The sequence below is a fragment of the Stenotrophomonas sp. 85239_Sma genome (assembly GCF_056481725.1).
The window spans coordinates 3752305-3776663 of sequence record NZ_CM151163.1 but is presented as its reverse complement, the minus strand read 5'-3'; the positions used below and the strand labels follow the sequence as shown (position 1 = coordinate 3776663).

Below are 24359 nucleotides of genomic sequence, written 5' to 3'. Positions count from 1 at the left end.
CCCTCGGCATCCCCCATGAACGCACACATCGCCCCTGAAGACAGCCGCAGCCTGCGGCTCAAGGCCGCCACCCGCGACAGCCATGGTGCGCTGGACAAGCGCATCATGGCCGGCGACATCTTCGCCGACCGCAGCAACTTCGCCCGTTTCCTGCGCGTGCAGTACCGCTTCCACCGCAGCATCGATGCGCTGTATGCCAATCCTGCGCTGGACGCACTGCTGCCGGACCTGGGCGAGCGCCGCCGCCTGACTCAGGTCGCGCGCGACCTGCAGGATCTCGAGCAGACCCTGCCGGGGGCCGACATCGCACCGTTGCCGTCCGATCTGGCGCTGCCCGCCGCGTTGGGATGGCTGTATGTGGCTGAAGGCTCCAACCTGGGCGGCACCATTCTGTACAAGATGGCTGCCAAGCTCGGCCTGGATCGTGATTTCGGCGCCCGCCACCTGGCCGCGCACCCCGATGGCGCGGCGCGCCACTGGCGTGAGTTCACCGCCGCGCTGGACGCGGTACCGCTGAGTGCCGGGCAGGAGCAGCAGGTGATCGACGCGGCCGACGCCGCGTTCCGCAGCGTGCACGGCCACGTCGAAGTGGAATTTGCTTGATGCACGGCGCCCGCCCGCAGGCGCAACGCTGATGCGCTGGCTCTGGTTCGCGCTGGGCTGGCTGATGGTCGGCCTCGGGGTGATCGGCGCGCTGCTGCCGGTGATGCCGACCACCATCTTCCTGATCCTGGCCGTGGGCTGCTTCGCGCGCAGTTCGCCGAAGTTCGAGCAGCGCCTGCTGGCGCATCCGCGCTACGGCCCGTCGTTGCGGCTGTGGCGCGAGCAGGGCGCGGTGTCGCGCAAGGGCAAGGCGTTCGCCAGCGCCGGCATGGCGGTGGGCTTCGCGCTGTTCTGCTGGGGCGCGCACCCGTCGTGGCGCCTGCTGTTGGGCGTGGGCCTGTTCTTCGCGGTCAGCGCCGGCTACGTGCTCAGCCGCCCGGCGCCGCGGCTGGAGCCCAACCCGGTCGTGGAAGTCGACGATGCCAATGATCCGCGCGCGGCCCGCCGCCGCGCCGCGCCCTCTGATGCTGATGGAAACCGAGACGATGCTGCCTGCTGACCTGGCCCCTGTGGCCGCCCCCGCATTGACCCCGTGGGGCATGTACCTGGCCGCCGACGTGGTGGTGAAGACGGTGATGATCGCACTGGCAGTGGCGTCGCTGGCCACCTGGACCGTGCTGCTGGCCAAGGGCTGGGAGCTGGCTCGCCAGGGCCGGCAGCTGCGTGCAGCGCGTGCGCTGTTGCTGCAGGCGCCGAGCCTGCCCGGCGGGAGCGCGGAGGCCAGCCTGCAGCAGGGCACCGCACTCGCCATGCTGGACGCGGCGCGAACCGAGCTGCGCCTGTCGCAGGAGCTGGACAGCCGCGATGGCACCAAGGAACGCGTTGCCTCGCGCCTGGACCGCATCGAACTGGAAACCGCGCGCGTACAGCGGCGCGGCATCGGCGTGCTGGCCAGCATCGGCGCGGTGGCGCCGTTCGTCGGCCTGTTCGGCACGGTGTGGGGCATCATGAACAGTTTCATCGGCATCGCCCACAGCAACACCACCAACCTGGCGGTGGTCGCGCCCGGCATCGCCGAGGCCCTGCTGGCGACCGCGCTGGGCCTGGTTGCGGCGATTCCCGCAGTACTGGTCTACAACCATTTCAGCCGCGTGCTGGCTGGCCTGCGTGGGCTGCTCGGCGATCTGTCGGCGGCCGTGCAGCAGCTGGTCTCGCGCGATCTCGATCGCACGGCACCACGCACCGCAACGACGGCGTTGCGCGCGGTGCAGTGAGGCTCGACGATGGCGATCAGGACCGCGTCCGACCGTGACGATGCACCCGAAGAAGCGCACGAGATCAACGTCACCCCCTTCATCGACGTGATGCTGGTGCTGCTGATCATCTTCATGGTGGCCGCACCGCTGGCCACCGTGTCGGTACCGGTAAAGCTGCCGGCCAGCAGTGCCAGCGCCACGCCGCCGGAACAGGCACCGGTGTATGTGACCGTGCAGGCCGATCTGTCGCTGCGCGTTGGTGAACAGGCCGTGGCGCGCGACGGGCTGGCGGCTGCATTGCAGGCGGCCACTCACAGTGACACCACGCAGCGCATCTTCCTGCGTGCCGATACCCGCGTGCCCTATGGCGAACTGATGGCCACGCTGGATGCGCTGCGAGCGGCCGGCTACCTGAAGGTGGCGCTGGTCGGCCTGGAGCAGGGCGCGCGATGAGTGGACTGCGGCGCTGGGCGACCAGCCTGGCGATCGTGCTGCTGGTGCATGCGCTGTTGATCGGCGCGGCCTGCTGGTGGGCGGCCCGTGCGCCAGCGCTGGCTGCAACGGCGCCGCCCGCGGCGCTGATGCTGGAACTGGCGCCGATGGCGCAGGCACCGCCGGTACCGCCGCGCGAGGTCGCCACCGGGCCCTTGCAGCAGCAACAGCAGCGGCAGGCGCCGACGCCGGCCGTGCGTGAACAGCCCAAGGCGCCGGTGCAGCCGCAGGGCGAGCTGCCACCGCCGCGTACACCGGAGCCGACGCCCTCGCCGGACACCGCCGAGGCCAATGTCGCGCAGACCAGCGCACCGCCGCAGGTGGCGACTGACGCGGCTACACGCTACACCGCACCGCAGACCACGGCCGGCGAACGCAGTCGTGCCGAGGCAAGCTGGGAAGGGCGCCTGCTCGGGCACCTGCAGAAGCACCGGCGCTATCCTCGCCAGGCCGAGCGGCTGCGCCAGCAGGGCGTGGTCTACGTGCGCTTTGCCGTGGCCCGCGACGGCGCGGTCTCGGGGCTGAAACTGGGCCGCAGCAGTGGCTTTGCGCTGCTCGACCAGGAGACGCTGGACACCGTGCAGCGGGCAAGCCCGGTACCGGCGCCGCCGGCCGAAGTGGCCGGCGACCCGGTGGAAGTGATGGTGCCGGTGTCGTTCTTCCTGCGCGGGCGTTGACCGCCATCGGGGTCGGATCCCTTTCCCCAGGAAAGGGCTCTGACCCCGTCAAGCCCGCCATCCACGCATGGCGCGAATCTACAGCAACGGCACCAGCAGCAGCGCCACGATATTGATGATCTTGATCAGCGGGTTGATCGCCGGACCGGCGGTGTCCTTGTACGGGTCACCGACGGTATCGCCGGTCACCGCCGCCTTGTGCGCCTCGCTGCCCTTGCCGCCGAAGTGCCCATCCTCGATGTACTTCTTGGCGTTGTCCCAGGCACCGCCGCCGGTGGTCATCGAAATGGCCACGAACAGGCCGGTCACGATCGTGCCGATCAGCAGGCCTCCGAGCGCGCGCGGCCCCAGCAGAAGGCCGACCACCACCGGCACTGCCACCGGCAGCAATGACGGCACGATCATTTCGCGGATCGCCGAGCGGGTCAGCATGTCCACCGCTCTGTCGTATTGCGGCTTGCCGGTGCCCTGCATGATGCCGGGGATCTCGCGGAACTGGCGGCGCACTTCTTCCACCACCGCACCGGCAGCGCGGCCGACCGCTTCCATCGCCATCGCACCGAACAGGTACGGGATCAGGCCGCCGATCAGCAGGCCGATGATCACCGTGTGGTCGCTGAGATCGAAACGGAATTCCTGCCCGGGATGTGCTGCCTGCAGGTTGTGGGTGTAGTCGGCGAACAGCACCAGTGCCGCCAGCGCCGCCGAGCCGATCGCGTAACCCTTGGTCACCGCCTTGGTGGTGTTGCCCACTGCATCCAGCGGATCGGTGATGTCGCGGATCTCCGAGGGCAGCTCGGCCATTTCGGCGATGCCACCGGCGTTGTCGGTGATCGGGCCGTAGGCATCGAGGGCGACGATCATGCCGGCCATCGACAGCATCGCGGTGGCGGCGATGGCGATGCCGTACAGGCCCCCCAGCGCGAATGCGCCCCAGATCGCGGCACACACCGCCACCACCGGCAGCGCGGTGGACTTCATCGAAATGCCGAGGCCGGCGATGATGTTGGTGCCGTGGCCGGTGGTTGAAGCCTGGGCCACGTGCTGCACCGGCCTGTACTGGGTGCCGGTGTAGTACTCGGTGATCCACACGATCAGGCCGGTCAGCACCAGCCCGATCAACGCACAGCCATACAGCGCCATCGGCCCATGTGCGTTGTCACTCATCAACCCGGTGGTGATCGGGTAGAACGCAATCGCGGCCAGCACGCCGGAGACGATCACGCCCTTGTACAGCGCACCCATGATCGAGCCGCCTGGCTTCACCTTGACGAACAACGCACCGATGATCGATGCGATGATCGATACGCCGCCCAGCACCAGCGGATACAGCACCGCATTGGCACCAGCCTCGGCCAGCATCAGGCTGCCCAGCAGCATGGTGGCGATCACGGTCACCGCATAGGTCTCGAACAGGTCGGCGGCCATGCCGGCGCAGTCGCCCACGTTGTCACCGACGTTGTCGGCGATCACCGCCGGGTTGCGCGGGTCGTCCTCGGGAATGCCGGCTTCGACCTTGCCGACCAGATCGGCACCGACGTCGGCACCCTTGGTGAAGATGCCGCCGCCCAGCCGCGCGAAGATCGAGATCAGCGAGGAGCCGAACGCCAGCCCGACCAGGGCGTGCAGCGCCTGCTCCATCGGCAGGCCCATGCGCAGCAGCAGTGCGTAATAGCCGGCCACGCCCAGCAGGCCCAGCCCGACTACCAGCATGCCGGTGATCGCGCCGCCGCGGAAGGCGACATCCATCGCCGCGCTGATGCCGTGGCGCGCCGCCTCCGCGGTGCGCACATTGGCGCGCACCGAGACGTTCATGCCGATATAGCCGGCGGCGCCGGACAGCACCGCACCGACCGCGAATCCAATCGCGGTGTACCAGCTGAGGAAGATGCCGACCAGCACGAACAACACCACGCCGGCGATGCCGATGGTCAGGTACTGGCGGTTGAGATAGGCACGCGCACCTTCCTGGATCGCGGTGGCGATCGCGATCATGCGTTCATTGCCGGTGGGTTGGCGCAGGATCCAGCGCGCCGAGACGATTCCGAACAGGATCGCGAGAATGGCGCAACCCAGCGCCAGTGACAGCCCGTGACGTTCCAGCATTAGACCCCTCCGCAGAATGGATGTAGGCATCCAGTGGCGATGAACGGCACCACGAGGGGGACGACGGGCTGCAGCCTGGAACCAACCCGTACCGACCTTGGTGGTCGTCCGACGTATGGCGGTGTTCAGCATTCCCTGGTGCCCGCAGTATGCGTGCACCTGCGCCCGGATGGTAGCGCCGGTCCATGCCCGGCGAGCGCAGAGGCTGCTCGATGGATGCGCCTTTGCACCCCGTTAAGCCAGCCTCTGCAAGCCTGCGCGGAGTCCTGAAGGAGATCCCCCATGCGCCTGTCCCTGTTGATGCTTGCCGCCCTGGTCCCGGCCATGCCGGCACTCGCCGCGGAAACCCCGGAGCTGCAGCGCGCCGTGGGTGCCCCCCAGGCGGTGGGCGCGGTGCATACCCTGCGCCAGATCCCCGAGGCCTGCGCGCGCCTGGAAGGTGCGTTCACCGGCGACGCCGCTGCGCCGTACCGCTTCTCCGCCGTGCGTACCAGCGAGCAGTGCCAGCCGCGCGCGCGTTTCGTCGATTACACCAAGGCACAGCCGAGTGCCGACAAGGGCTGGAAGCTCAACGATGTAATCCGCGTGCCCAATGCCGCGTGCCCGGCGCAGCAGGCCGTGGTGCGGGTGTGGCGCCTGCCATCGAGCAACAAGGTCGAGCTGGATGGGCAGGGCCAGTCGCGCATCTACCTGGAAGAAGCGAAGAAGCTGGCTGCGGCCGGTCAGATTCCGCAGGTGACGATGTTCGCCGCGCAGCTGCAGATGGAAGGCAAGGCCTGCAATTGAGGCCATCCGGCACGGTACTCGGTCGTGCCGGCCGCTGGCCGGCAACCCTGTAATCGTCACTCCGCCAGCGTCGCCCCGCGCGCCACCAGCAGCTCGCGCAGCGCCGTGCGGTGGCAGCGCGCTTCATTCTCGCAGTAACAGCCCACGCTGATGTCGCTGTGCTGTGACATCGCGGCCAGAAGATCCAGCGCGTGGGCCGCATCCGGCACCTTCATCTCGGCCTTGTAGTGGCGGAAGAATGCATTCCAGTCGGCCGCGGTTTTCGCTTCGTGCGCCTGCTTCACCAGTTCCGCGCTGGGTGACAGGGTCGGGAACCAGACGTCGTACCAGTCCTGTCTGGCGAATTCGCTGCGTGGTACGCCGCGCGGCGGGCGCCGAACGGTGCCGATACGCAGCCCTTCGCTGGGGTGGCGCGGCGTACCCAGTCGAACAACACGCAGTGCCATGGTGATCTCCAGGCGGGGCATCCATCATGCTGCGACGCACGTGCGCCAGGCGTGAACCGTTGTGGAAACGAAAAGGCCCGGGCGCTTGCGCACCCGGGCCTTTCCCCATGCCGGCAGCGATCAATTGCCGCGGCAGTCCTTCAGCCACAACACACGACCAATCTGGTCGTAGCTGTCGACCACGCCGGTCAGCGTCACCTTCTCGCGCGGACGCAGGGCCAGCGCATACGCGGCCTGGTTGGCTGCGAACGAGCAGGAAATGGCCACGCGTTCAAAGTCGATGCTGCCATCGCTGGGCAGGTCGAAGCTGGTGTTGTAGGTGCCGCCACTGCGCAGGACGGTGGTGATACGGCCGGTAATGGCGTAGGTCTTGCCCTTGTAGCGCGGCTCGACTGCGGCCGGGTTGTCCTTGTTCTGGTTGCGCAGCTGGAAGCCGAAACGGTCGGCGGCAATCGTTACCACCGACGCCTGCGGAGTCGCCTTGGCCGCCTGTTCGCCAGCCTTGCCCGGCTTGATCTGGTTGAGCAGCTTGCACATTTCTTCGCGCACGCCGTCGGCCGAGGCGATGGCGCCCTTGTTGACCTTCACCACCATGCCGACGGTGCCCTGGCCGCCTTCGGAGGTGGCACTGATGATCATCGGAATCGGCTTGTGGGCCATGGATTCCGGCTCTTCGATCAGCATCGAGCCACCTTCCACGTCCTCGCTGAGGACGTCCATGTTGGCGTTTTTGGCGATCACCCGCATCTGGCCGATGGCGCTGGCCACGGTCAGGTCCGGGTGGGTGACCGATGAAGTGAAGGTGGTGCCGACGAAGGGATTGCCCTTCTTCTGGAAGTTGCTTTCGCAGGTCGCAGCGAAGGCCGGCGCGGCAGCACCGCACAGCAGCGCGGCGATCAGGATCGGGTGCTTCATGGTTACAGTCCTTGTGAAATGGCAGCACAGGCCCGGGCCTTGAAGGCCGGGCAGCGTCGAATCTGGCTTGCGGCGGCCCCTTTGCCCCGGGCCGGACCCCGATTGTGAGGCGCTTCGTCGGCCGCCGCAATGCGCCCTGTGCTCTCCACACTGGGCGCGGGTGCACCTCAGCCCTCGAAGGCCGGCAGCTTCTGCTTCACCGCCACGTTCTTCAGGGTGACGTACTTCGGCAGGCCATCGGTGCCATACGGCAGCGGGGCTTCGCCCTTGATCAACGGCGACAGGTAGGCACGCGCCTTGGCGGTGATGCCGAAGCCATCGCGGCGGATGAAGCCGGCCGGCATCTTCTTCTCGTGGTTGGCGATCTTCGACAGCGGCGCTGCTTCGATCTTCCAGCGGTAGGGCGCATCGCTGCTGCGCACGATCACCGGCATCACGCCGTTCTGACCCTTCAGCGCCAGCTGCACGGCGGCCTTGCCGACCGCCTGCGCCTGCTCCCAGTCGGTCCTGCTGGCCAGGTGGCGGGCCGAGCGCTGCAGGTAGTCGGGCAATGCCCAATGCACTTTCAGGCCCAGCTGATCCTTGACGCGGCCGGCCAGGTGCGCGGCTACGCCGCCGAGCTGCGAATGTCCGAACGAATCCTTGCCGCCACCGGCGTCGGCGACGAAGCGGCCATCGGCGGTCGCGATGCCTTCCGACGCCACCACCACGCAGTAGCCGACGCGCTCGACCACGGCCTTCACCTTGGCCAGGAACGCGGCCTCGTCGTAGGCGCGCTCGGGCAGCAGGATGATGTGCGGTGCTTCGTCATCGCCGTTGCCGGCCAGGCCAGCGGCTGCGGCCAGCCAGCCGGCGTGGCGGCCCATCGCCTCGTAGATGAAGACGCGGGTGGAGGTCTCGGCCATGGCCGCCACGTCCAGCGCCGCCTCGCGCACCGAGACGGCGGTGTACTTGGCCGCCGAGCCGAAGCCGGGGCAGGTGTCGGTCACCGCCAGGTCGTTGTCGATGGTCTTGGGCACGCCGATGCAGGTCAGGTCGTAGCCGGAGGCCTTGGCCAGCTGCGAGACCTTCAGCGCGGTATCGGCCGAATCGTTGCCACCGTTGTAGAGGAACCAGCGCACGTCATGCGCGCGCAGCACCTCCAGCAGGCGGTCGTAGCGGGCACGGTCGGCGTCCAGCGATTTCAGCTTGACCCGGCACGAGCCGAAGGCGCCGCCCGGGGTATGGGCCAGCGCGCGGATGGCTGCGGCGCTCTCCTTGCTGGTGTCGATCAGCTCCTCGCGCAGGGCGCCAAGGATGCCGTTGCGGGCGGCCAGGACCTTGATGCCCTTGGCCCGGGCCTGCTCGATCACCGCTGCCGCCGTGGCATTGATGACGGCGGTGACACCGCCGGACTGGGCATAAAGGAGAGTACCGTTGCGCATGCTTCTACCTGCTCGGGGGAGGGGACATTGCAGGGACATTACCCGGATGCGGTAAAGTGGCGCTATTGCGGTGCAGCGATACCGGACCGTCCGGGACGCGAACCTTCTTTGTTTTCAACACGTTGGAGTCAGGTCAATGCGATTGGTTCTGTTGGGACCGCCCGGTTCGGGCAAGGGGACACAGGCGACGCGCCTGAAGGAAAAGCTGGGGATCGCCCACATTTCGACCGGTGACATGCTGCGCGCGGAAATCGCCGCCGGCACGGAGCTGGGCAAGCAGGCCAAGACGGTGATGGATGCCGGCAACCTGGTGTCGGACGACATCCTGCTGGGCATGCTGGAGTCGCGCCTGACCCAGGCTGATGTCGCCAAGGGCTTCATCCTCGATGGCTACCCGCGCAATGTGGCCCAGGCCAATGCGATGGACGGCCTGCTGGCCAAGATCGGCCAGCCGCTGGACGCCGTGGTGCAGCTGGACGTGGCCACCGAGCTGCTGGTCGACCGCATCGCCGGTCGTGCCAAGGAGCAGGGCCGCGCCGATGACAATCCGGAAGCGGTGCGCCAGCGCCTGCAGGTCTACAACGACCAGACCGCCCCGGTGGTCGACTTCTACGCCAGCCGTGGCACCTTGGCCCGCGTTGACGGCGTCGGTGAGCTGGACGAGATCGAAGCCCGCATCCTGGCGGCGATCAAGGCCTGATCCGGAAGGGCCGGTACGCTTCCGGCGCTTCGGGCGCAAAAAAACACAGGCCTGGTCCGCGAGGATCAGGCCTGTGTCGTTTGATAGGCGCCAGCGAAGGGCTTGCTCAGGGCCCCGCAGCATGAGCTCCCTTGGGGATGGCCTCTTGGGGAGTAGGACCGGTTCGGGTACTGCGGCTGGCAGTTCGAATTGTGTCCGGGTTCACAGAACATCGCTATCGGGAATTCCCTGACAGCTCATTGGAGTTTTCTCACATCCCGTGTAGGGGTTGTCTTACCCGGAATCGGACATTGGCCCTATACAGCCGTCATCGGTCACAATCCTCGGTCATGAGCAGCGTACATATCCTTGCAATCGCCGGCACCTTCATGGGCGGCGTGGCCGCCCTGGCGCGGGAACTGGGCCACTCGGTCAGTGGCAGCGACCAGGCCATCTACCCGCCAATGTCGACCCAGCTGGAACAGCTGGGTATCACCCTGGACCAGGGCTACCGCGCCGACAGCGTGCCGGCCGGCACCGACGAGGTGGTGATCGGCAACGCACTCTCACGCGGCAACGCAGCCGTGGAGGCCGTGCTCGACGCCGGCCAGCGCTACATCTCCGGTGCGCAGTGGTTGTCCGAGCAGGTGCTTCCGGGGCGCGACACGCTGGCCGTGGCCGGTACCCATGGCAAGACCACCACCACCACCATCCTCACCTGGCTGCTGGAAAGCGCCGGGCGATCACCCGGCTTCCTGATCGGCGGCGTAGCCGAGGACTTCGGTGTTTCCGCGCGCCTGGGCCAGGGCCGCGAGTTCGTGGTCGAGGCCGATGAGTACGACACTGCCTTCTTCGACAAGCGCAGCAAGTTCGTGCACTACCGGCCGCTGGTGGCCATTCTCAACAATCTTGAATACGACCACGCCGACATCTTCCCGGACGTGGCGGCGATCCAGCGCCAGTTCCACCACCTGGTGCGCACGGTGCCGGCGCGCGGCCGCCTGATCGTCAATGGCGAGGATCAGCACCTGGCCGAAGTGCTGGCGATGGGCTGCTGGACCCCGGTCGAACGTTTCGGATTCGATCCGTCGCTGGAATGGCATGCCGAACTGCTGGCCACCGATGGCAGCGCCTTCCGCGTGCACCATCGTGGGCAGGCGCTGGGTGATGTGCAGTGGTCGCTGCTGGGCCGCCACAACGTGCTCAACGGACTGGCCGCGCTGGCCGCCGCGCATGCGGTGGGCGTGGCACCTGCCCAAGTTATTCCGGCGCTGGCACGCTTCCGCAGCGTCAAGCGCCGCATGGAAGTGATCGGCAGTCATGGCGGCATCACCGTCTACGACGATTTCGCCCATCATCCGACCGCGATCGCCACCACGCTGGAAGGCCTGCGTGCCAAGGTCGGCGATGCGCGCATCGTGGTCGCGATGGAGCCGCGCAGCAACTCGATGCGGCTGGGCGCACATGCGCAGGCGCTGGCACCGTCGCTGGCGCTGGCCGATGAAGTGGTGTTCCTGCATCGCCCGGAACTGGCCTGGAATGCCGCTGCGGTGATCGCCGCGGTGCGCGGTGAAGCCCACGCGGTGCCGGATACCGACGCATTGCTCGCGCAGTTGCAGTCCAGCGCGCGCAGCGGCGACCACGTAGTGTTCATGTCCAACGGCGGCTTCGACGGCGCCCCGCGCCGCTTCCTCGCCGCGCTGCAGGCCCGATGAGCGTCGACAGCTCGCTGCCGCTGTTTCCGCTGCACACCACGCTGGTGCCAGGCGCGGCGGTGGGCCTGCGCGTATTCGAGCGGCGCTACCTGGACCTGGTCCGCGACTGCGGCCGCAGTGGTGAGGGGTTTGGTGTCTGCCTGATCCTTGATGGCGAGGAAGTCGGCGCACCAGCGACACCGGCGGCCTACGGCGTGCAGGTACGCATCGAAGACTTCGATGTCGGCGCCGATGGCGTGCTGCAGCTGCGCCTGCGCGGTACCCGTCGCTTCCATGTCGAGCGCACCCGTGTGCGTGACAACGGCCTGGTGGTGGCCGACGTGCACTGGTGCGAGGAGGATCCTGACGACGAACTTCGGCCACAGCATGCGCTGCTGGCCACGGTACTGGGGCACATCATCGAACAGGCCGGCGAGGCCTATGCGCCGTCCAACCCGGCGTTGCTGGACCAGGCCAGCTGGGTCGGCTGGCGGTTGGCCGAGCTGCTGCCGCTGAGCGAGCAGCAGCGCCTGCAGCTGCTGCAGATGGACGACCCGCACCAGCGCCTGCAGCAGTTGCTGGGCTGGATGCCGTAGCCGCCTGCCTCAGGTGGATGTGCACCTTGGTGCACACGCTGGGTGGCGCCGAGCCGTGCTCGGCTGGTTGGATCGCGCGAAGCGCAGCCGAGCGTAGGCTCGGCTCCACGGTACGTCGCTTGCAGTCAGGGCGTGGTGGTCTTCAACCGCAGCACCGGCAACCCGGTTTCGCTGTGCACAGCCTCGCGTTGCGGCAGGTCCTGCACGGCTTCCTTCACTGCATTGAGCGCCGGGTCGACGCCACGCAGCGGGTGCCACATGCCGATCCACTCGAAATGGCGCTCGTAGCGCAGGGTCTGCGCGCTGCCCAGCCACAGCGGCGTGTGGCCCGGTTGCAGCTGGGCCGGCGCCGGCCACAGGCGCAGCACATAGCGCTCATCCGGCTTCGCACCCTGGCGCACCATCAGCAGCGCTTCCACGCGCGTTTCCAGCGTGGCCGGCAGCACCGGCAATTCCTCGGCGCCGGTGTTCTTGTCCAGCATCAGCAGCGCTTCCTGCCAGCCGGCCTGTTCCTGCCGCTTCCAGCCGCGTGCTTCCAGCTGCGCCTGCAGCGGCGCCAGCGGGCCCGCCACCTGCACGTCCAACGGCCAGCGCTGGTCGTCGTCGAACTCGTTGCGGCGCGCTGGCAGCGTCGCCCAGTCGTGCTGCCACCAGGCCTGCATGTCCATCGCCTGCGGTGCCGGCAGGGTCGGCTCGAAGCGTTCCAGCTTCACCGGAATATGGCGCGGTGCGTACCACATCGCAGCGACGGCGAAGACGCCGTAGAACAGCCACGCCACCGGCTTCACCCAGAACGAGCGGTTGAAGCGGCGGCGGTAGGCGATGCCCAGCACCAGCAGCCAGAACGTGCCGAACAGCATGCCGCCGATCACATCGCTCAGCCAATGCGCGCCCAGGTACAGGCGCGCGAAGCCGATCAGGCTCACCACGATGCCCGACACCAGGTACGGCCAGACGCGGGTGCGGCCGGGCATTTCACGGGCGATCAGCACCGCGAAGAAGCCGAAGGTGATGGTGGCCATGGTTACCGACACCGACGGGAAGCCGAAGCCACTGCTGGCATCGATCGGGCGCACCACATCCACCGTGGCGCCGAGCAGCATGGTCAACGCCAGGCCGAACGCAAGCGCGGCCAGCCAGTGCGCGGCCGCCATCCAGCGCCGGCGCCAGACCAGGTAGCCCATCGCCGCCGCAGTGGCCGGCAGCAATACCTGCCAGGCGCCCAGCGAAGCCAGCGCGGCCATCGGGTAATCGGCCAGCGGGTTGCGCAGCGCCAGCATGGCCTGGTGCACCAGCAGGTCGATGGCCAGTGGCTCGCCGTGCGCGACCACCACGGTCAGCAGCGCGAACCAGCCCCAGCCCAGCACCAGCAGCATCAGCGCCAGCATCGCCAGCGGCACCGACTCGCGCCGCTTCGGGTCCAGCACACCGACGGTATAACGGCCCAGCGTGGGGTGGCGGTTGGACCAGTCCAGCAGGCGTGCCAGCCAGTTGTCCATGCGTGCGGCCGACCAGCGGTAGCCGTACAGCACGATGGCCCAGACCAGGCCGAGGATCACCGCCAGCAGGCCGACCACCACCACCAGTCGCCCGGCCACCGCAGCCACCGCGTCGTAGGCCTCGCCGAGAATCCAGCCCGGTGCCAGGAACAGCACCGCCCAGGAAATGCTGGCGATGCCGCTGGCCTGCACATAGCGGCTGGCGGGCATCTTCATCATGCCGGCGATGGCCGGCACGAACGGGCGGATAGCGCCCACGTAGCGTGCGATCAGGATGCTCTTGAAGGCATTGCGGCGGAACAGGTTCTCGCCGCGGTCGAGCAGCTGCGGGTAGCGGCTGAACGGCCACACGCCACGCAGGCGGTCGCCCCAGCGGCGGCCGATCCAGTAGCTGATGCCATCGCCGGCGAACGCACCCAGCGCCGCCGCCGCCACCGCATACGGCCCGGAGATCTGGCCCAGGCCGATGAACACGCCCACCGCGAAAAGCAGCGGCAGGGCCGGCACGATGGCACCGAGAATGATCACCGCATCGCAGAAGGCGATGAGGAAGATAACGGCACCCGCCAGCACGGGGTGAGCGGCAATCCACGCAAGGGTGGCGTCGATCCATGAAGAGTCCATTGCCCGATTATAGGGGCGTGAAGGTGACTGGTTCCCAGCCGCTTCGTGACCGTTTGCAACCGGCGCCATCGCCTAGAATGGGCACATGCCGCATTCCCCAGACACGCCCTCGCACGCCCTGAAGGCCGACAGCTTCGGTCGCATCCTCCTTGTGGACGGGCCTGCCGGTCCCTTCGTACGCCGTGACCTGGGCGCCACGCCGCTGTGGCTGCGGCTGCCGGCCTGGTGGCTGGCCCGCCGCGAAGCGCGCGCGCTGCGCCACATCCACGGCATGGCCGATGTGCCGCAGCTGCTGGCGTGGGATGGCCGTCATCTCGACCGCAGCTTCATGGCCGGCGATGCCATGTACCAGCGTCCGCCACGCGGTGACCTGGCCTGGTTCCGCGCCGCGCGTCGCCTGCTGCAGCAGCTGCATCGCAAGGGCGTGGCACACAATGATCTGGCCAAGGAAGCCAACTGGCTGGTCACCGACGATGGCCGCCCGGCATTGATCGACTTCCAGCTGGCGGTGATCGGCAACCCGCGCTCGCGCTGGATGCGCCTGCTGGCCCGCGAGGATCTGCGCCATCTGCTCAAGCACAAGCGCATGTATTGCCGCGAGTCGCTCACCCCGGTGGAGAAGCGCGTGCTCAAGCGCACCTCGTGGGTGCGCGAACTGTGGTTCGCCACCGGCAAGCCGGTCTACCGCTTCGTCACCCGCCGCATCCTGCATTGGGAAGACAACGAGGGGCAGGGGCCGAAGCCGTGAGCACTGCGCAGGTGGTGGCCGGCCCGCCGAGCGCGGGCAGTGTCCTGCGCCCACAGCTGGCCGGCGCCGACTTCGTGCATGCCTGCCAGGCAACGACCCATCGTGATGGACGCTCGGCCTTGCAGGCCTATCGCGATATGGCCGCGACCATTCCCGGCTGGTTCGACGGATTGATGGCGCTGCGCAACCACGGCATGCGCCTGCTCGGCATGAAGCACCTGGGCTCGTTGCGCGCGGTGCAGGATGTTGCGGATCCTCAACCCGGGCAGCGGCTGGGCATCTTCACCCTGCAGTCGCTGACTGACGATGCGATCGTGCTGGAAGACGACGATCGCCACCTGCGTGTGCAGCTAGCCCTGCAGTGGCAGGGCGCCGTGCTGGAGGTGGCGACGGTGGTGCATACGCACAACGCGTTCGGGCGCGTGTACATGCTGCCGGTTGCGCCGGTGCATCGGTTGATCGTGCCGCATCTGCTGAGGAAGCAGGTGCAGGGGTACCGGTAGATCCACGCCATGCGTGGATGCAGTTTGCGATCCATTACATGCTCGTCGGTCATTGCCAAGTGTCACTGAAACGTGGATTCTGCATGCGGCACTCCAGCACCAGTCCAACGCGATGTAAGCAGGGCCGGGGGGCGCGGTGAGTCGGTACGGGAGCAACCCTGAGATCAACGATGCGATGAGCAATCCGACGCGTGCTGTTTCCTGCTTTGAAAGGCAGTTGATCGAGGCTGTGGCATCTCATCTGCCTGAGGCCTCTGCCTCGCAGCTTCACGCCGACCTTGCTCTCGCAGCGGCCATGGAAATGGGTCTTGGTGGAGCTCGGGTGGGATTCGTCATTTCCGGATATGAGCGTCCTCCGTACCAAGGCCAGCACGCGTATCCCGTCGAGCTGCAGATGCAGGACGCAGATGGTGCTGAACTCACGCCGATTCTTCATGCGGACGCAAACGACCGTCTGCTGGAGCTGGAAATCATCCGCTGGGACGGTGCCGAGCTGATATCTCCTCGAATTGAAAGCTTGGTCTGCTATGCCTGAGGTGGCAATGAAGGGTTCTGGTGGAAACAAGCACGATGTGCGGATGGCCGGCCTCGAAGAGCCGGTGGACGTCGCGGACGATTCTTGCGAATTCGAGTGAAGGGTCTTGCTAGTGGCGATGATGTGGAGCCGAGCCATGCTCGGCTGCATTCAATGAGCCGAGCATGGCTCGGCTCTACAGACGCCGGTGACCTTACGGCGTCGCCGGCACCACCTGCTGGCCGATGAAGTTGCGCTTGGCGTCGAAGTCGTAGGCGATCTGCAGCTGGCCCACATCCGGGCAGGCGTGGCAGTCGCGCAGTGGCGTGCGATACATCACGCGGATGCCGCCATTCTCCAGTGGCGTGGCCCCGGCCGACTGCGCCGGGGCGAACGGCGTGGCCTGCGGGTTGGCCTTCAGCAGTTCCTGCACGGCGGGGTCGGCACGCAGGGTGTCGTCCAATTGCACGGCATCCACATCGATGCGCTTGCCGCTGGCGTCGACCAGGCGGGTGCCTTCGTTGGTGTTGGCGCGGAACGGATACTCGACCGTGGCAATGCCCAGGCCTTCGTTCTCGTGCCAGGCCGTCACGTAGGCCAGCTCGCCGCCGGTGGACAACTGCTCGGCGGCAGCAATGGCATCGGCGCTGGCGCCACCGGCGCGCATCGCATCGCGCAGGCACTCGCGGGTGGCCGCATTCTCGCCCTGGCGGCAGGCGTTGAGGTCGCCATCCCACACCACGGCCTCGCTCCAGCGCAGCTTGCCGTCGGCGGCGGCCTTCTCTGCGCTGGGCGTGTCACCGGCAGGTGGCTCCTTGCCCGGTTCCGGCGAACGGCCCTGGCAGGCGGTCAGCAGGGCAAGCCCCAGGGCAGGCAGCAACAGGCGGGAACGGCGCATGGCGTGGACCTCGTGCGTTGACTGGAGGCCCGAGTATCGTCAAGGCCGGGTGAACTCCGCGTCGGCGCGGCATACTAGCGGCTCATTGCATACGCTGGAGTGTGGAACGTGGGCAGTCTGCAGGGCAAAACCCTTTTCATCACCGGTGCCTCGCGTGGCATCGGCCTGGCCATCGCACTGCGCGCTGCGCGCGACGGCGCCAACGTGGCCATCGCGGCCAAGTCGTCGGTGCCGAACCCGAAGCTGCCGGGCACCATCCACACCGCGGCCGAGGCCGTTACGGCGGCCGGGGGCCAAGGGCTGGCGCTGAAGTGCGACATCCGCGAGGAGGAGCAGGTACAGGCCGCAGTTGCGGCCACGGTCGACACCTTCGGTGGCATCGACATCCTGATCAACAACGCCAGTGCGATCTGGCTGCGTGGCACGCTGGATACGCCGATGAAGCGCTTCGACCTGATGCAGCAGGTCAATTCGCGTGGCAGTTTCCTGTGTGCGCAGGCCTGCCTGCCGTATCTGCTGCAGGCGCCGAACCCGCACATCCTCACCCTGGCACCGCCGCCGAGCCTTGAGCCGAAGTGGTGGGGCGCGCATACCGGCTACACGCTGGCGAAGATGGGCATGAGCTTCGTCACGCTCGGCCTGTCCGCGGAGTTCGGTCCGCAGGGGGTGGCGGTGAACGCGCTGTGGCCGCGCACGGTGATCGCCACTGATGCGATCAACATGATTCCGGGCGTGGATGCGGCCGGCTGCCGCACGCCGCAGATCATGGCCGACGCCGCGCATGCGGTGCTGGTGCGCGAAGCGGCGGGCTTCCACGGCCAGTTCCTGATCGACGATGAAGTGCTGGCGCAGGCCGGTATCACCGATCTTTCGGGCTACGCGGTGGATCCGTCGCGTCCGTTGTTGCCGGATCTGTTCCTGGATTGACCGCGCGTCGCGGGAAGAGGCCGAGGGCTGCGCCCCCCGGCCTGCTGCGCTAGAATGCGTGGCTGTAATCGTTTCCAACAGGGATGTGAACGCATGTCACGTACGCTTTCCGTCGCGGCGCTGGCCGCTTCGCTGTCGTTGATCCTGACTGCCTGCGGTGGCAAGGCCCCCGCGGCTGCGGTTGGCGCCGCTGCTTCCGGCACGCCGGACGCCAGCACGGCCCCGTCCGACACACAGCAGCAGTTGACCGCCAAGCTCAACGCCTACATCGGCTGCTTCAACACGCTTGATTCGAAGACGCACGACAGCCTCCAGTCCTACACGCGCTGGATCAAGGACGTCGAGGCCGGCCCGACCGGGCGCGAGACCCAGGTGTACGGTCCGTTCGAGATCAGCGATTACGACATGAAGCAGTGCGATGGCCCGGTGACCGAGGCGATGGCTGCCAAGCCGGCGCTGGCCGAACTCGATGCTGCTGCCAGCCATTATCAGCAGGCGCTGAAGGCGCTGGTGCCGGTCAGCAAGGAGGCGCACGACTACTATGATCGCCAGGACTACGAAGACGACCAGTTTGCCAGGGGCAAGCAGCTGCACGCGCCCTTGATGGCCGCCTTCAAGGACTTCGTGGCTGCCAGCGAAACGTTCAATGCCGAGCTGGAGCGCCAGAACGACGCTGCCCAGCGCGAGCAGCTCAAGGCACTGGAACAGGCCGAGGGGCGCACGCGCGAGTACTACCGTCTGGCGATGATGCTGGAAGCCAAGGCCATCGTGGAGCTGATGAGCGAGGACGACTTTGATCCGGCCCAAGCCCGTGAACGCCTCGACGCCTTCAACCGTATTTCCGACGAGGCGCATGCCAAGGTGGCCGATCAGGAGCCGGGCAAGCTGGACTGGAACAGCTTCGAGCGCGAAGCCGAGAACTTCCGTCGGGAAGGCAAGGAGCGGCTGCAGCGGGTCAGCAGCAAGACGCCCTACAGCGATTTCGAACGGCGCATGCTGGATTCGCCCTCGATGGCGCCGCGCGGCTCGGCCAGCAAGCTGATGCAGGAATACAACTCGCTGGTTTTCCAGAGCAACCGCCAGTAAACGGGAAGCTCAGCGCGTCATTTTTGTCGCGATTGAGCAGGTTGATTGCGGCATGACACACCCCGCAGCCCCGAATGCCAGCACCTTCCCGAGGTGCTGGAGCGCGCGCCCGCGCCAAGCATGACGATGCATGCAGTTTTCACTTGTGCAAGGAACTGATTTGAACACATCCACACGCCTGCTTCCTGTTCTCCTGCTCGGCGCGCTGGCCGGCTGCAACAACCCGGCGGGCCTGGCTGTCGCCGATCCCGGGTTGGAAAAGATCAACGCCTACATCGAGTGCTACAACGGCGTCGAACAGCCCATCCACGAAGGTTTCCAGACCTACACGGGCAGGATGAAGGATCCCAAGGCAGGTCCAACCGGCAAGGAAGCGCAGCCGCGCTCCCCCGGCAAGGTGCTGTCGCACCGCGTCGAGTACTGCGGCCAGCCGCTGACCGATGCGCTGGCAAAGAGCCCCGCGACGCCGCTGGATGCGCCCGCGCGGCAGTACCAGCAGGCGTTCCAGGCACTGAACACCTTGGTCGAGCGCGCAGATGGCTACTTCACCCGCGAAGACTATCGCCGCGATGGTGGTGAAGGAATGCGCAGCCAGCATGCCCCGCTGATGCAGGCCTATGCCGAGTTCTTCAAGGCCAGCGAAGCGATGGATGCGGCGCTGGAACAGAACGAGAACGATCGTCGCGCCGCGCAGCTGAAGCAGATCGAGGAACGCGAAGGCCGCTCGCTGGCCTATTACCACCTGCGCCTTGTCGGTGACGGCAAGCAGCTGGCGATGGCGTTCCAGAGCGACGCGCCGGACGTTGCGGCGTTGCGCGGCCAGCTGGCCGACTACCAGGCGCTGGTGACGGACATCCAGAACAGCGGTGTCGGCAAGGATGACCCGATGTGGGGCCATGTGCAGCGTTCGGCCGACAAGCTGGTGCGTACCGCCGGGCGCGGAGTCGAGCGCCTGGAACAGGGCAAGCCGATCACCGCCGATGCGCTGGCGGCCGAGCGCAAGGCATCGGGCAGCTGGCTCACCACCGATCCTGAAGGGGCGCAGTCGACGATTCTGGATGCCTACAACGACCTGGTGACCACCAGCAACCGCATGCATTGAGCAGGATCCACGCGAGGCGTGGTTCTGCCGGAGGTAGTGCCGGCCGTTGGCCGGCATGACCCTCAATGGCTGAATGCATCCGGCAGTTCACCGCCGCATCTGCGGCAGTGGCGGGCGTCGGGTTCGTGGCCTTCCAGCCCGCAGTGCGGGCACCCGCGCGCGTCACGGCGCGCAGCCAGTTCGGCTTCGCGCATGGTGCTGGCCAGTTCGGCGGTGTAGATGCCGGTGGGCACGGCGATGATGCTGTAGCCGATCAGGATCAGCACCGAGGTGACAAAGCGACCGAGCACGGTCTGCGGCACGATGTCGCCGAAGCCGACCGTGGCCATGGTCACCACCGCCCAGTACATGCTGGCCGGAATGTTGGTGAAGCCGTGTTCGGGGCCCTCGATCACGTACATCAGCGCACCGGCGATGATGGTGATGGTGATCACCGTGAACAGGAACACCAGCACCTTGCGCCGGCTGCGCCACAGCGAGGTCATGAGGACGCCGCTTTCCTCGATGTAGCGGGTCAGCTTGAGGATGCGGAACACCCGCAGGATGCGCAGTGCGCGCACCACCAGCAGGCTCTGCGCGCCTGGAATGAACATCGACAGGTAGGCGGGCAGGATCGATAGCAGGTCGATGATGCCCCAGATGCTCACCGCGTAACGCAGCGGTCGCTTGACCACCGCCAGCCGCAGCAGGTACTCGGCGGTGAAGATGATCGTGAAGCCCCATTCCAGGATGTACAGGCCGGTGGACCACTCGGCATGCAGGTGCTGCACGCTGTCGATCATCACCACCAGGATGCTGGCGACGATCGCCACCACCAGGATCAGGTCGAAATTGCGCGAGGGCCGCGAGTCGTGGCGGTAGATGATGTCGAACCACCGACGGCGCCAGCCGGTCTCGGTGGCGGGGTTCAGCTGGGGGGCGGAGAACGGTCGCATGGGCGCATTGTGCCGCAGGGGTTCCGGCGCGAGAATGGGTGTTCCTGAACCCTGCCGACTGCCATGACCGCCGCTACCGATCCGCTGATCTCCCTGTCGCACTACTACCTGCCGGTCTACAAGCCCCGCCAGGTGGTACTGGAGCGAGGCCAGGGCGCCCGCGTGTGGGACAGCCAGGGCCGTGAGTTCATCGACCTGGCCGCCGGCATCGCCGTGTGCGGCCTGGGCCACAATGATCCGGACCTGGTGGCCGCGCTGGTCGAGCAGGCCGGCAAGCTCTGGCACACCAGCAACGTGTTCTACAGCGCACCGCCGCTGCACCTGGCCGAGGAGCTGGTGAAGGCCAGCCGCTTCGCCGAGCGCGTGTTCCTGTGCAACTCCGGCGCCGAAGCCAACGAAGTGGCGATCAAGATGGTCCGCAAGTGGGCTTCCAGCCAGGGTCGCCCGGCCGACAAGCGGGTGATCATCACCTTCCGTGGCAGCTTCCACGGCCGCACGATGGGCGCGGTCACCGCCACCGCCCAGCCGAAGTACCAGGAAGGCTACGAGCCGCTGCCCGGTGGCTTCCGCTACATCGATTTCAACGATGAGGTCCAGCTGGAAACCGCGATGGCCGCCGGCGACGTGGCTGCGGTGATGCTGGAGCCGATCCAGGGAGAGGGCGGCGTGATGCCGGCCAAGTCCGGCTTCCTCAAGCGCGTGCGCGAGCTGTGCGACCAGCACAACGCACTGCTGGTGCTGGACGAGATCCAGGCCGGCATGGGCCGTACCGGCACGTTGTTCGCGCACTGGCAGGACGATGTGGTGCCGGACATGGTCACCCTGGCCAAGGCGCTGGGCGGCGGCTTCCCTATCGGTGCGATGCTGGCTGGCCCGAAGGTGGCCGAGACCATGCAGTTCGGCGCGCATGGCACGACCTTCGGTGGCAACCCGCTGGCTGCCGCGGTGGCCCGCGTGGCGCTGCGCAAGCTGGCCTCGGCGGAGATCGCCGCCAACGTCAGCCGCCAGTCGAAGGCGCTGCGCGATGGCTTCGCCCGCATCAACGACGAGTTCGGTGTGTTCAGCGAAGTGCGTGGCCGCGGCCTGATGCTGGGCGCGGTGCTCAGCAAGGACTTCGCCGGCCAGGCCGGTGCGATCCTCGATCATGCCGCCGAGCAGGGCCTGCTGACCCTGCAGGCCGGCCCGGACGTGCTGCGCTTCGTGCCGTCGCTGAACATCACCGACGAAGAAGTGGCCGAAGGGCTGAAGCGCCTTCGCGCTGCGATTGCAGCGTTCATCGCAGCGCGCTGAAGCCCCGGCGCTGGGATCGGATCCCTCTCCTGCGGAGAGGGCTCTGGCCCCGATCAGTTCACGGCGTAACGCTTCAACACCTTGCCCAACCCACGGCCATCGCGCACGGTTTCCGCGTGCAGGCCGGCAGCGCGCGCGCCACGCACATTGGCGAACAGGTCATCGACGAACAGCGTTCGCGCAGGCGCCACGCCCAGCGCTTCCAGCGTGCGCAGAAACACTGCTGGCGCAGGCTTGCGCAGGCCAAAATCCGCGCTGCAGAACACGCGGCCCTGCAAGGCAGGAAACAGATCCGGCAACAGGCTGGGCAACGCCTGCACCATCAGCGCGCCGTTGTTGGTCAGTACTGCCATTGGCAGCTGCAGGGCCTGCAGCCGCTGCAGCACGGCAAACTGCGGGTGGCTGGCGGCCTGGCGCGCGGCGGTCCATGTCGTCACATCAACGGTTCTGCCCAGCAGCGCCCCCAGCCGTGCCAGGTAGGCCGGACCGTCCAGCGTGCCATTGTCATGCGCAGCTTCCAGCCCGCTGTCATACAGCGCGGCCTGCACGGCCGGCGTCGGAACCTGCAGTGCCTGTGCCAGGTGCAGCACGCGCTGCGCGCGCTGGTATTGCACCAGGACGCCATCTACATCCAGCAGCAACAGATCGATCCGCATCGCCCGAGCATGCCACTGCAGTGAGTGCGCGGGAAAGCCTGGAGTTGGCATGCGACAGACGGTCGCAGACGGGGACGCGGGGGCCTGCCTAGAATGGCGTTTGAATCCGCAGGAGACGCAATGATGAAGGCTTGGATGGTGGCAGTGGGGCTGGGTGCGCTGGTGCTGGCGCCGTCGGCGATGGCGCGGGTGTGTGCGGTGAGCATCGACAGCACCGACCAGATGAGCTTCAGCAGTCGCGAGATCAAGGTCGCCGCTGATTGCACCGCCGTGGACCTGACCCTGCGCCACACCGGCAAGCTCGCCGCCACCGCGATGGGCCACAACTGGGTGCTGACCCGCACCGCCGATTACCAGCCGGTGGCCATGGCGGGCATGCGCATGACCCTGGCCGACAGTTACCTGCCGAAGGCTGACAAGCGTGTGCTGGCGCACACCAAGGTGATCGGCGGCGGCGAGACCACGCGCGTGCGCTTCTCTACCCAGGGCCTGCAGAAGGGCGGTGACTACACCTTCTTCTGCTCGTTCCCCGGCCACTTCGCGATGATGAAGGGCAAATTCGTCTTTGGTTGAGTGGATGGAAAAAGGGGACGGAGGGGATCAAGTCGTTTGTGCACAAACGACTTGATCCCCTCCGTCCCCTTTTTCGTGCAGAGCGGGCTCAGCCCTTGGCGGTCTTGAATGCCACGCGTGCAGCGGCCAAGGTGGCCTCGATCACGGCATCATCGTGGGCGCTGGAGAGGAACCCGGCCTCGTATGCCGACGGCGCAAGGAACACGCCCTGTTCCAGCATCGCGTGGAAGAAGCGGTTGAACGCCGGGATGTCACAGGATGTGGCCTGCGCATAGGTCTCCACCTTCTCGCTGGTGAAGAACAGGCCAAACATCGCACCCACGCGGGTGGTGGTCACTGCCACGCCGGCTTCGGCGGCGGCCGCTTCCAGGCCGGCACACAGGCGCGCGGTGCGCTCGGCCAGGTCGGCGTGGAAGCCCGGCTGCTGGATCAGTTCCAGCATCGCCAGGCCAGCAGCCATCGCCACCGGGTTGCCGCTCAGCGTGCCGGCCTGGTAGATCGGGCCGGCCGGGGCGATCTGCTGCATCAGCTCGCGGCGGCCGCCGTAGGCACCCACCGGCATGCCGCCGCCGATGATCTTGCCGAAGGTGGTCAGGTCCGGGGTGATGCCGTAGTGCGCCTGCGCACCGCCGAGGGCGACGCGGAAGCCGGTCATCACCTCGTCGAAGATCAGCAGCGCGCCGTGCTTCGTGCACAGTTCGCGCAGGTGCTGCAGGTAACCCTCGCGCGGCGGGATGCAGTTGGCGTTGCCGACCACCGGTTCGATGATCAGGCCGGCGATCTCGTTACCCTGCTGTTCGAACAGCGCCGTGGCCGCTTCGAAGTCGTTGTAGGGCAGGGTCAGGGTCAGTTCGCTCAGGCCGGCAGGGACGCCCGGCGAGGTCGGCACGCCCAGGGTCAGCATGCCACTGCCGGCCTTGACCAGGAACGAGTCGCCATGGCCGTGGTAGCAGCCTTCGAACTTCACGATGCGGTTGCGGCCGGTCGCACCACGCGCCAGCCGGATCGCCGACAGCGTGGCTTCGGTGCCGGAGTTGACCATGCGCACCATCTCGCACGACGGCACCAGGCGGGTGATGGTCTCGGCCATGGTGACTTCGGCCGCGCACGGCGCACCGAACGACAGGCCGTTGTCGATCGCCTTCTTCACCGCCTGGCGCACGGCCGGATGGTTGTGGCCGACGATCATCGGGCCCCAGGAACCGACGTAGTCGATGTAGCGGTTGCCATCGACGTCGTACAGGTAGGCGCCGTCGGCGCGCTCGACGAAGAACGGTTCACCACCGACTGACTTGAACGCGCGTACCGGCGAATTGACGCCGCCCGGCAGCAGCTGCTGGGCGCGGGAGAACAGGGCGTGGGACTGGTCGTGGTTCATGCGGATTTCCTG

Annotated in this window: 26 protein-coding genes; 17 read left to right on the top strand and 9 right to left on the bottom strand. The window is 67.2% G+C overall.

All coding sequences use genetic code 11. From position 1 onward, the window contains the following. Positions 1–15 precede the first annotated feature (15 nt). The 5 genes from ACYKG1_RS17570 to ACYKG1_RS17550 are packed head-to-tail and all read left to right on the top strand — an operon-like array spanning position 16 to position 2968. Positions 16–603 (top strand): biliverdin-producing heme oxygenase, encoded by a 588-nt coding sequence (locus ACYKG1_RS17570; RefSeq protein WP_100473835.1) that lies wholly within the window; start codon positions 16–18, stop codon positions 601–603. A 31-nt stretch (positions 604–634) separates the two neighbouring features. After that, a complete protein-coding gene (locus tag ACYKG1_RS17565) occupies positions 635–1102 on the top strand; it encodes a YbaN family protein (protein WP_478471016.1) in 468 nt (155 codons plus the stop codon). Further along, the gene (gene exbB / locus ACYKG1_RS17560) at positions 1089–1817 is read left to right on the top strand and encodes a tonB-system energizer ExbB (protein WP_478471015.1); all 729 of its coding nucleotides are present in this window, start codon (positions 1089–1091) and stop codon (positions 1815–1817) included. The genes ACYKG1_RS17565 and exbB overlap by 14 nt, the downstream gene beginning before the upstream one ends. Positions 1818–1826: 9 nt before the next feature. After that, positions 1827–2252, top strand: coding sequence for a TonB system transport protein ExbD (gene exbD / locus ACYKG1_RS17555; protein WP_262227667.1), 426 nt, complete (start codon positions 1827–1829; stop codon positions 2250–2252). Further along, on the top strand, positions 2249–2968 hold the full coding sequence (locus ACYKG1_RS17550) for an energy transducer TonB (RefSeq protein WP_262227666.1): 720 nt from the start codon (positions 2249–2251) through the stop codon (positions 2966–2968). Before exbD ends, ACYKG1_RS17550 begins: the two co-directional genes overlap by 4 nt. Positions 2969–3046: 78 nt before the next feature. Here ACYKG1_RS17550 and ACYKG1_RS17545 read toward each other — a convergent pair whose 3' ends face one another. Next, positions 3047–5074, bottom strand: a complete 2028-nt coding sequence (locus ACYKG1_RS17545) for a sodium-translocating pyrophosphatase (RefSeq protein ID WP_100473830.1) — start codon at positions 5072–5074, stop codon at positions 3047–3049. A 282-nt stretch (positions 5075–5356) separates the two neighbouring features. Between ACYKG1_RS17545 and ACYKG1_RS17540 the strand changes: the two genes are divergently transcribed. After that, positions 5357–5860: a hypothetical protein gene (locus ACYKG1_RS17540; protein WP_100473829.1), complete on the top strand. Its 504-nt coding sequence runs from the start codon at positions 5357–5359 to the stop codon at positions 5858–5860. A gap of 56 nt (positions 5861–5916) precedes the next feature. Here ACYKG1_RS17540 and ACYKG1_RS17535 read toward each other — a convergent pair whose 3' ends face one another. From ACYKG1_RS17535 to ACYKG1_RS17525, 3 genes are all read right to left on the bottom strand, one after another. Next, complete coding sequence (locus ACYKG1_RS17535; RefSeq protein ID WP_478471014.1) at positions 5917–6306, bottom strand: DUF488 domain-containing protein; 390 nt, start codon at positions 6304–6306, stop codon at positions 5917–5919. A 120-nt stretch (positions 6307–6426) separates the two neighbouring features. Next, positions 6427–7221, bottom strand: coding sequence for a hypothetical protein (locus ACYKG1_RS17530; RefSeq protein ID WP_019338785.1), 795 nt, complete (start codon positions 7219–7221; stop codon positions 6427–6429). Between the two features lie 167 nt (positions 7222–7388). Continuing rightward, on the bottom strand, positions 7389–8645 hold the full coding sequence (locus tag ACYKG1_RS17525) for a 6-phosphofructokinase (protein ID WP_100473828.1): 1257 nt from the start codon (positions 8643–8645) through the stop codon (positions 7389–7391). Between the two features lie 136 nt (positions 8646–8781). On the opposite strand from ACYKG1_RS17525, the gene ACYKG1_RS17520 reads away from it, so the two are divergent. The 3 genes from ACYKG1_RS17520 to ACYKG1_RS17510 all read left to right on the top strand — a co-directional run bounded on the left by ACYKG1_RS17520 (position 8782) and on the right by ACYKG1_RS17510 (position 11614). After that, entirely contained in the window at positions 8782–9345 is a 564-nt protein-coding gene (locus tag ACYKG1_RS17520; protein ID WP_100473827.1) for an adenylate kinase, read from the top strand. Positions 9346–9674: 329 nt separating this feature from the next. Next, a complete protein-coding gene (gene mpl / locus ACYKG1_RS17515; protein WP_478471013.1) occupies positions 9675–11039 on the top strand; it encodes a UDP-N-acetylmuramate:L-alanyl-gamma-D-glutamyl-meso-diaminopimelate ligase in 1365 nt (454 codons plus the stop codon). Next, entirely contained in the window at positions 11036–11614 is a 579-nt protein-coding gene (locus tag ACYKG1_RS17510) for an LON peptidase substrate-binding domain-containing protein (protein WP_100473825.1), read from the top strand. Before mpl ends, ACYKG1_RS17510 begins: the two co-directional genes overlap by 4 nt. Before the next feature lie 125 nt (positions 11615–11739). Here the strand turns inward: ACYKG1_RS17510 and ACYKG1_RS17505 are convergent, their stop codons facing one another. Continuing rightward, positions 11740–13737 (bottom strand): bifunctional DedA family/phosphatase PAP2 family protein, encoded by a 1998-nt coding sequence (locus tag ACYKG1_RS17505; RefSeq protein WP_100473824.1) that lies wholly within the window; start codon positions 13735–13737, stop codon positions 11740–11742. An 85-nt stretch (positions 13738–13822) separates the two neighbouring features. Between ACYKG1_RS17505 and ACYKG1_RS17500 the strand changes: the two genes are divergently transcribed. From ACYKG1_RS17500 to ACYKG1_RS17490, 3 genes are all read left to right on the top strand, one after another. Further along, positions 13823–14485, top strand: a complete 663-nt coding sequence (locus ACYKG1_RS17500) for a serine/threonine-protein kinase (protein WP_478471012.1) — start codon at positions 13823–13825, stop codon at positions 14483–14485. Then, complete coding sequence (locus ACYKG1_RS17495) at positions 14482–14988, top strand: DUF2867 domain-containing protein (RefSeq protein WP_262083732.1); 507 nt, start codon at positions 14482–14484, stop codon at positions 14986–14988. Before ACYKG1_RS17500 ends, ACYKG1_RS17495 begins: the two co-directional genes overlap by 4 nt. A 175-nt stretch (positions 14989–15163) precedes the next feature. After that, on the top strand, positions 15164–15523 hold the full coding sequence (locus tag ACYKG1_RS17490; protein WP_478471011.1) for a DUF6984 family protein: 360 nt from the start codon (positions 15164–15166) through the stop codon (positions 15521–15523). A 193-nt stretch (positions 15524–15716) separates the two neighbouring features. Here the strand turns inward: ACYKG1_RS17490 and ACYKG1_RS17485 are convergent, their stop codons facing one another. Next, the gene (locus tag ACYKG1_RS17485) at positions 15717–16400 is read right to left on the bottom strand and encodes a hypothetical protein (protein WP_100473820.1); all 684 of its coding nucleotides are present in this window, start codon (positions 16398–16400) and stop codon (positions 15717–15719) included. Positions 16401–16508: 108 nt separating this feature from the next. On the opposite strand from ACYKG1_RS17485, the gene ACYKG1_RS17480 reads away from it, so the two are divergent. The 3 genes from ACYKG1_RS17480 to ACYKG1_RS17470 all read left to right on the top strand — a co-directional run bounded on the left by ACYKG1_RS17480 (position 16509) and on the right by ACYKG1_RS17470 (position 19515). After that, positions 16509–17327 carry an SDR family oxidoreductase gene (locus ACYKG1_RS17480; protein ID WP_262083734.1) on the top strand — a complete coding sequence of 273 codons (819 nt, stop codon included), beginning with the start codon at positions 16509–16511 and terminating at the stop codon, positions 17325–17327. A 93-nt stretch (positions 17328–17420) separates the two neighbouring features. Next, a complete protein-coding gene (locus tag ACYKG1_RS17475) occupies positions 17421–18413 on the top strand; it encodes a YiiG family protein (protein ID WP_478471010.1) in 993 nt (330 codons plus the stop codon). A gap of 160 nt (positions 18414–18573) precedes the next feature. Continuing rightward, on the top strand, positions 18574–19515 hold the full coding sequence (locus tag ACYKG1_RS17470) for a YiiG family protein (RefSeq protein ID WP_478471009.1): 942 nt from the start codon (positions 18574–18576) through the stop codon (positions 19513–19515). Between the two features lie 62 nt (positions 19516–19577). Here the strand turns inward: ACYKG1_RS17470 and ACYKG1_RS17465 are convergent, their stop codons facing one another. Next, a complete protein-coding gene (locus ACYKG1_RS17465; protein ID WP_049439908.1) occupies positions 19578–20450 on the bottom strand; it encodes an ion transporter in 873 nt (290 codons plus the stop codon). 63 nt (positions 20451–20513) lie between these two features. Between ACYKG1_RS17465 and ACYKG1_RS17460 the strand changes: the two genes are divergently transcribed. Then, on the top strand, positions 20514–21740 hold the full coding sequence (locus ACYKG1_RS17460) for an acetylornithine transaminase (protein WP_478422796.1): 1227 nt from the start codon (positions 20514–20516) through the stop codon (positions 21738–21740). 53 nt (positions 21741–21793) lie between these two features. Here ACYKG1_RS17460 and ACYKG1_RS17455 read toward each other — a convergent pair whose 3' ends face one another. Further along, positions 21794–22396: an HAD-IA family hydrolase gene (locus ACYKG1_RS17455; protein ID WP_262083737.1), complete on the bottom strand. Its 603-nt coding sequence runs from the start codon at positions 22394–22396 to the stop codon at positions 21794–21796. A gap of 123 nt (positions 22397–22519) precedes the next feature. Here ACYKG1_RS17455 and azu point away from each other — a divergent pair, with 123 nt between their 5' ends. Continuing rightward, positions 22520–22969 (top strand): azurin, encoded by a 450-nt coding sequence (gene azu, locus ACYKG1_RS17450; protein WP_100475245.1) that lies wholly within the window; start codon positions 22520–22522, stop codon positions 22967–22969. A gap of 88 nt (positions 22970–23057) precedes the next feature. On the opposite strand, the gene hemL is transcribed toward azu, so the two are convergent. Beyond that, a complete protein-coding gene (gene hemL / locus ACYKG1_RS17445; protein ID WP_100473814.1) occupies positions 23058–24347 on the bottom strand; it encodes a glutamate-1-semialdehyde 2,1-aminomutase in 1290 nt (429 codons plus the stop codon). Positions 24348–24359: the final 12 nt, after the last annotated feature.

What these genes read in the sequence shown, in the direction of transcription:
- ACYKG1_RS17570 (WP_100473835.1), top strand. Translation starts at nt 16, where the DNA reads ATGAACGCACACATCGCCCCTGAAGACAGCCGCAGCCTGCGGCTCAAG.
- ACYKG1_RS17565 (WP_478471016.1), top strand. Translation starts at nt 635, where the DNA reads ATGCGCTGGCTCTGGTTCGCGCTGGGCTGGCTGATGGTCGGCCTCGGG.
- exbB (WP_478471015.1), top strand. Translation starts at nt 1,089, where the DNA reads ATGCTGCCTGCTGACCTGGCCCCTGTGGCCGCCCCCGCATTGACCCCG.
- exbD (WP_262227667.1), top strand. Translation starts at nt 1,827, where the DNA reads ATGGCGATCAGGACCGCGTCCGACCGTGACGATGCACCCGAAGAAGCG.
- ACYKG1_RS17550 (WP_262227666.1), top strand. Translation starts at nt 2,249, where the DNA reads ATGAGTGGACTGCGGCGCTGGGCGACCAGCCTGGCGATCGTGCTGCTG.
- ACYKG1_RS17545 (WP_100473830.1), bottom strand. Translation starts at nt 5,074, where the DNA reads ATGCTGGAACGTCACGGGCTGTCACTGGCGCTGGGTTGCGCCATTCTC.
- ACYKG1_RS17540 (WP_100473829.1), top strand. Translation starts at nt 5,357, where the DNA reads ATGCGCCTGTCCCTGTTGATGCTTGCCGCCCTGGTCCCGGCCATGCCG.
- ACYKG1_RS17535 (WP_478471014.1), bottom strand. Translation starts at nt 6,306, where the DNA reads ATGGCACTGCGTGTTGTTCGACTGGGTACGCCGCGCCACCCCAGCGAA.
- ACYKG1_RS17530 (WP_019338785.1), bottom strand. Translation starts at nt 7,221, where the DNA reads ATGAAGCACCCGATCCTGATCGCCGCGCTGCTGTGCGGTGCTGCCGCG.
- ACYKG1_RS17525 (WP_100473828.1), bottom strand. Translation starts at nt 8,645, where the DNA reads ATGCGCAACGGTACTCTCCTTTATGCCCAGTCCGGCGGTGTCACCGCC.
- ACYKG1_RS17520 (WP_100473827.1), top strand. Translation starts at nt 8,782, where the DNA reads ATGCGATTGGTTCTGTTGGGACCGCCCGGTTCGGGCAAGGGGACACAG.
- mpl (WP_478471013.1), top strand. Translation starts at nt 9,675, where the DNA reads ATGAGCAGCGTACATATCCTTGCAATCGCCGGCACCTTCATGGGCGGC.
- ACYKG1_RS17510 (WP_100473825.1), top strand. Translation starts at nt 11,036, where the DNA reads ATGAGCGTCGACAGCTCGCTGCCGCTGTTTCCGCTGCACACCACGCTG.
- ACYKG1_RS17505 (WP_100473824.1), bottom strand. Translation starts at nt 13,737, where the DNA reads ATGGACTCTTCATGGATCGACGCCACCCTTGCGTGGATTGCCGCTCAC.
- ACYKG1_RS17500 (WP_478471012.1), top strand. Translation starts at nt 13,823, where the DNA reads ATGCCGCATTCCCCAGACACGCCCTCGCACGCCCTGAAGGCCGACAGC.
- ACYKG1_RS17490 (WP_478471011.1), top strand. Translation starts at nt 15,164, where the DNA reads ATGAGCAATCCGACGCGTGCTGTTTCCTGCTTTGAAAGGCAGTTGATC.
- ACYKG1_RS17485 (WP_100473820.1), bottom strand. Translation starts at nt 16,400, where the DNA reads ATGCGCCGTTCCCGCCTGTTGCTGCCTGCCCTGGGGCTTGCCCTGCTG.
- ACYKG1_RS17475 (WP_478471010.1), top strand. Translation starts at nt 17,421, where the DNA reads ATGTCACGTACGCTTTCCGTCGCGGCGCTGGCCGCTTCGCTGTCGTTG.
- ACYKG1_RS17465 (WP_049439908.1), bottom strand. Translation starts at nt 20,450, where the DNA reads ATGCGACCGTTCTCCGCCCCCCAGCTGAACCCCGCCACCGAGACCGGC.
- ACYKG1_RS17460 (WP_478422796.1), top strand. Translation starts at nt 20,514, where the DNA reads ATGACCGCCGCTACCGATCCGCTGATCTCCCTGTCGCACTACTACCTG.
- ACYKG1_RS17455 (WP_262083737.1), bottom strand. Translation starts at nt 22,396, where the DNA reads ATGCGGATCGATCTGTTGCTGCTGGATGTAGATGGCGTCCTGGTGCAA.
- azu (WP_100475245.1), top strand. Translation starts at nt 22,520, where the DNA reads ATGAAGGCTTGGATGGTGGCAGTGGGGCTGGGTGCGCTGGTGCTGGCG.
- hemL (WP_100473814.1), bottom strand. Translation starts at nt 24,347, where the DNA reads ATGAACCACGACCAGTCCCACGCCCTGTTCTCCCGCGCCCAGCAGCTG.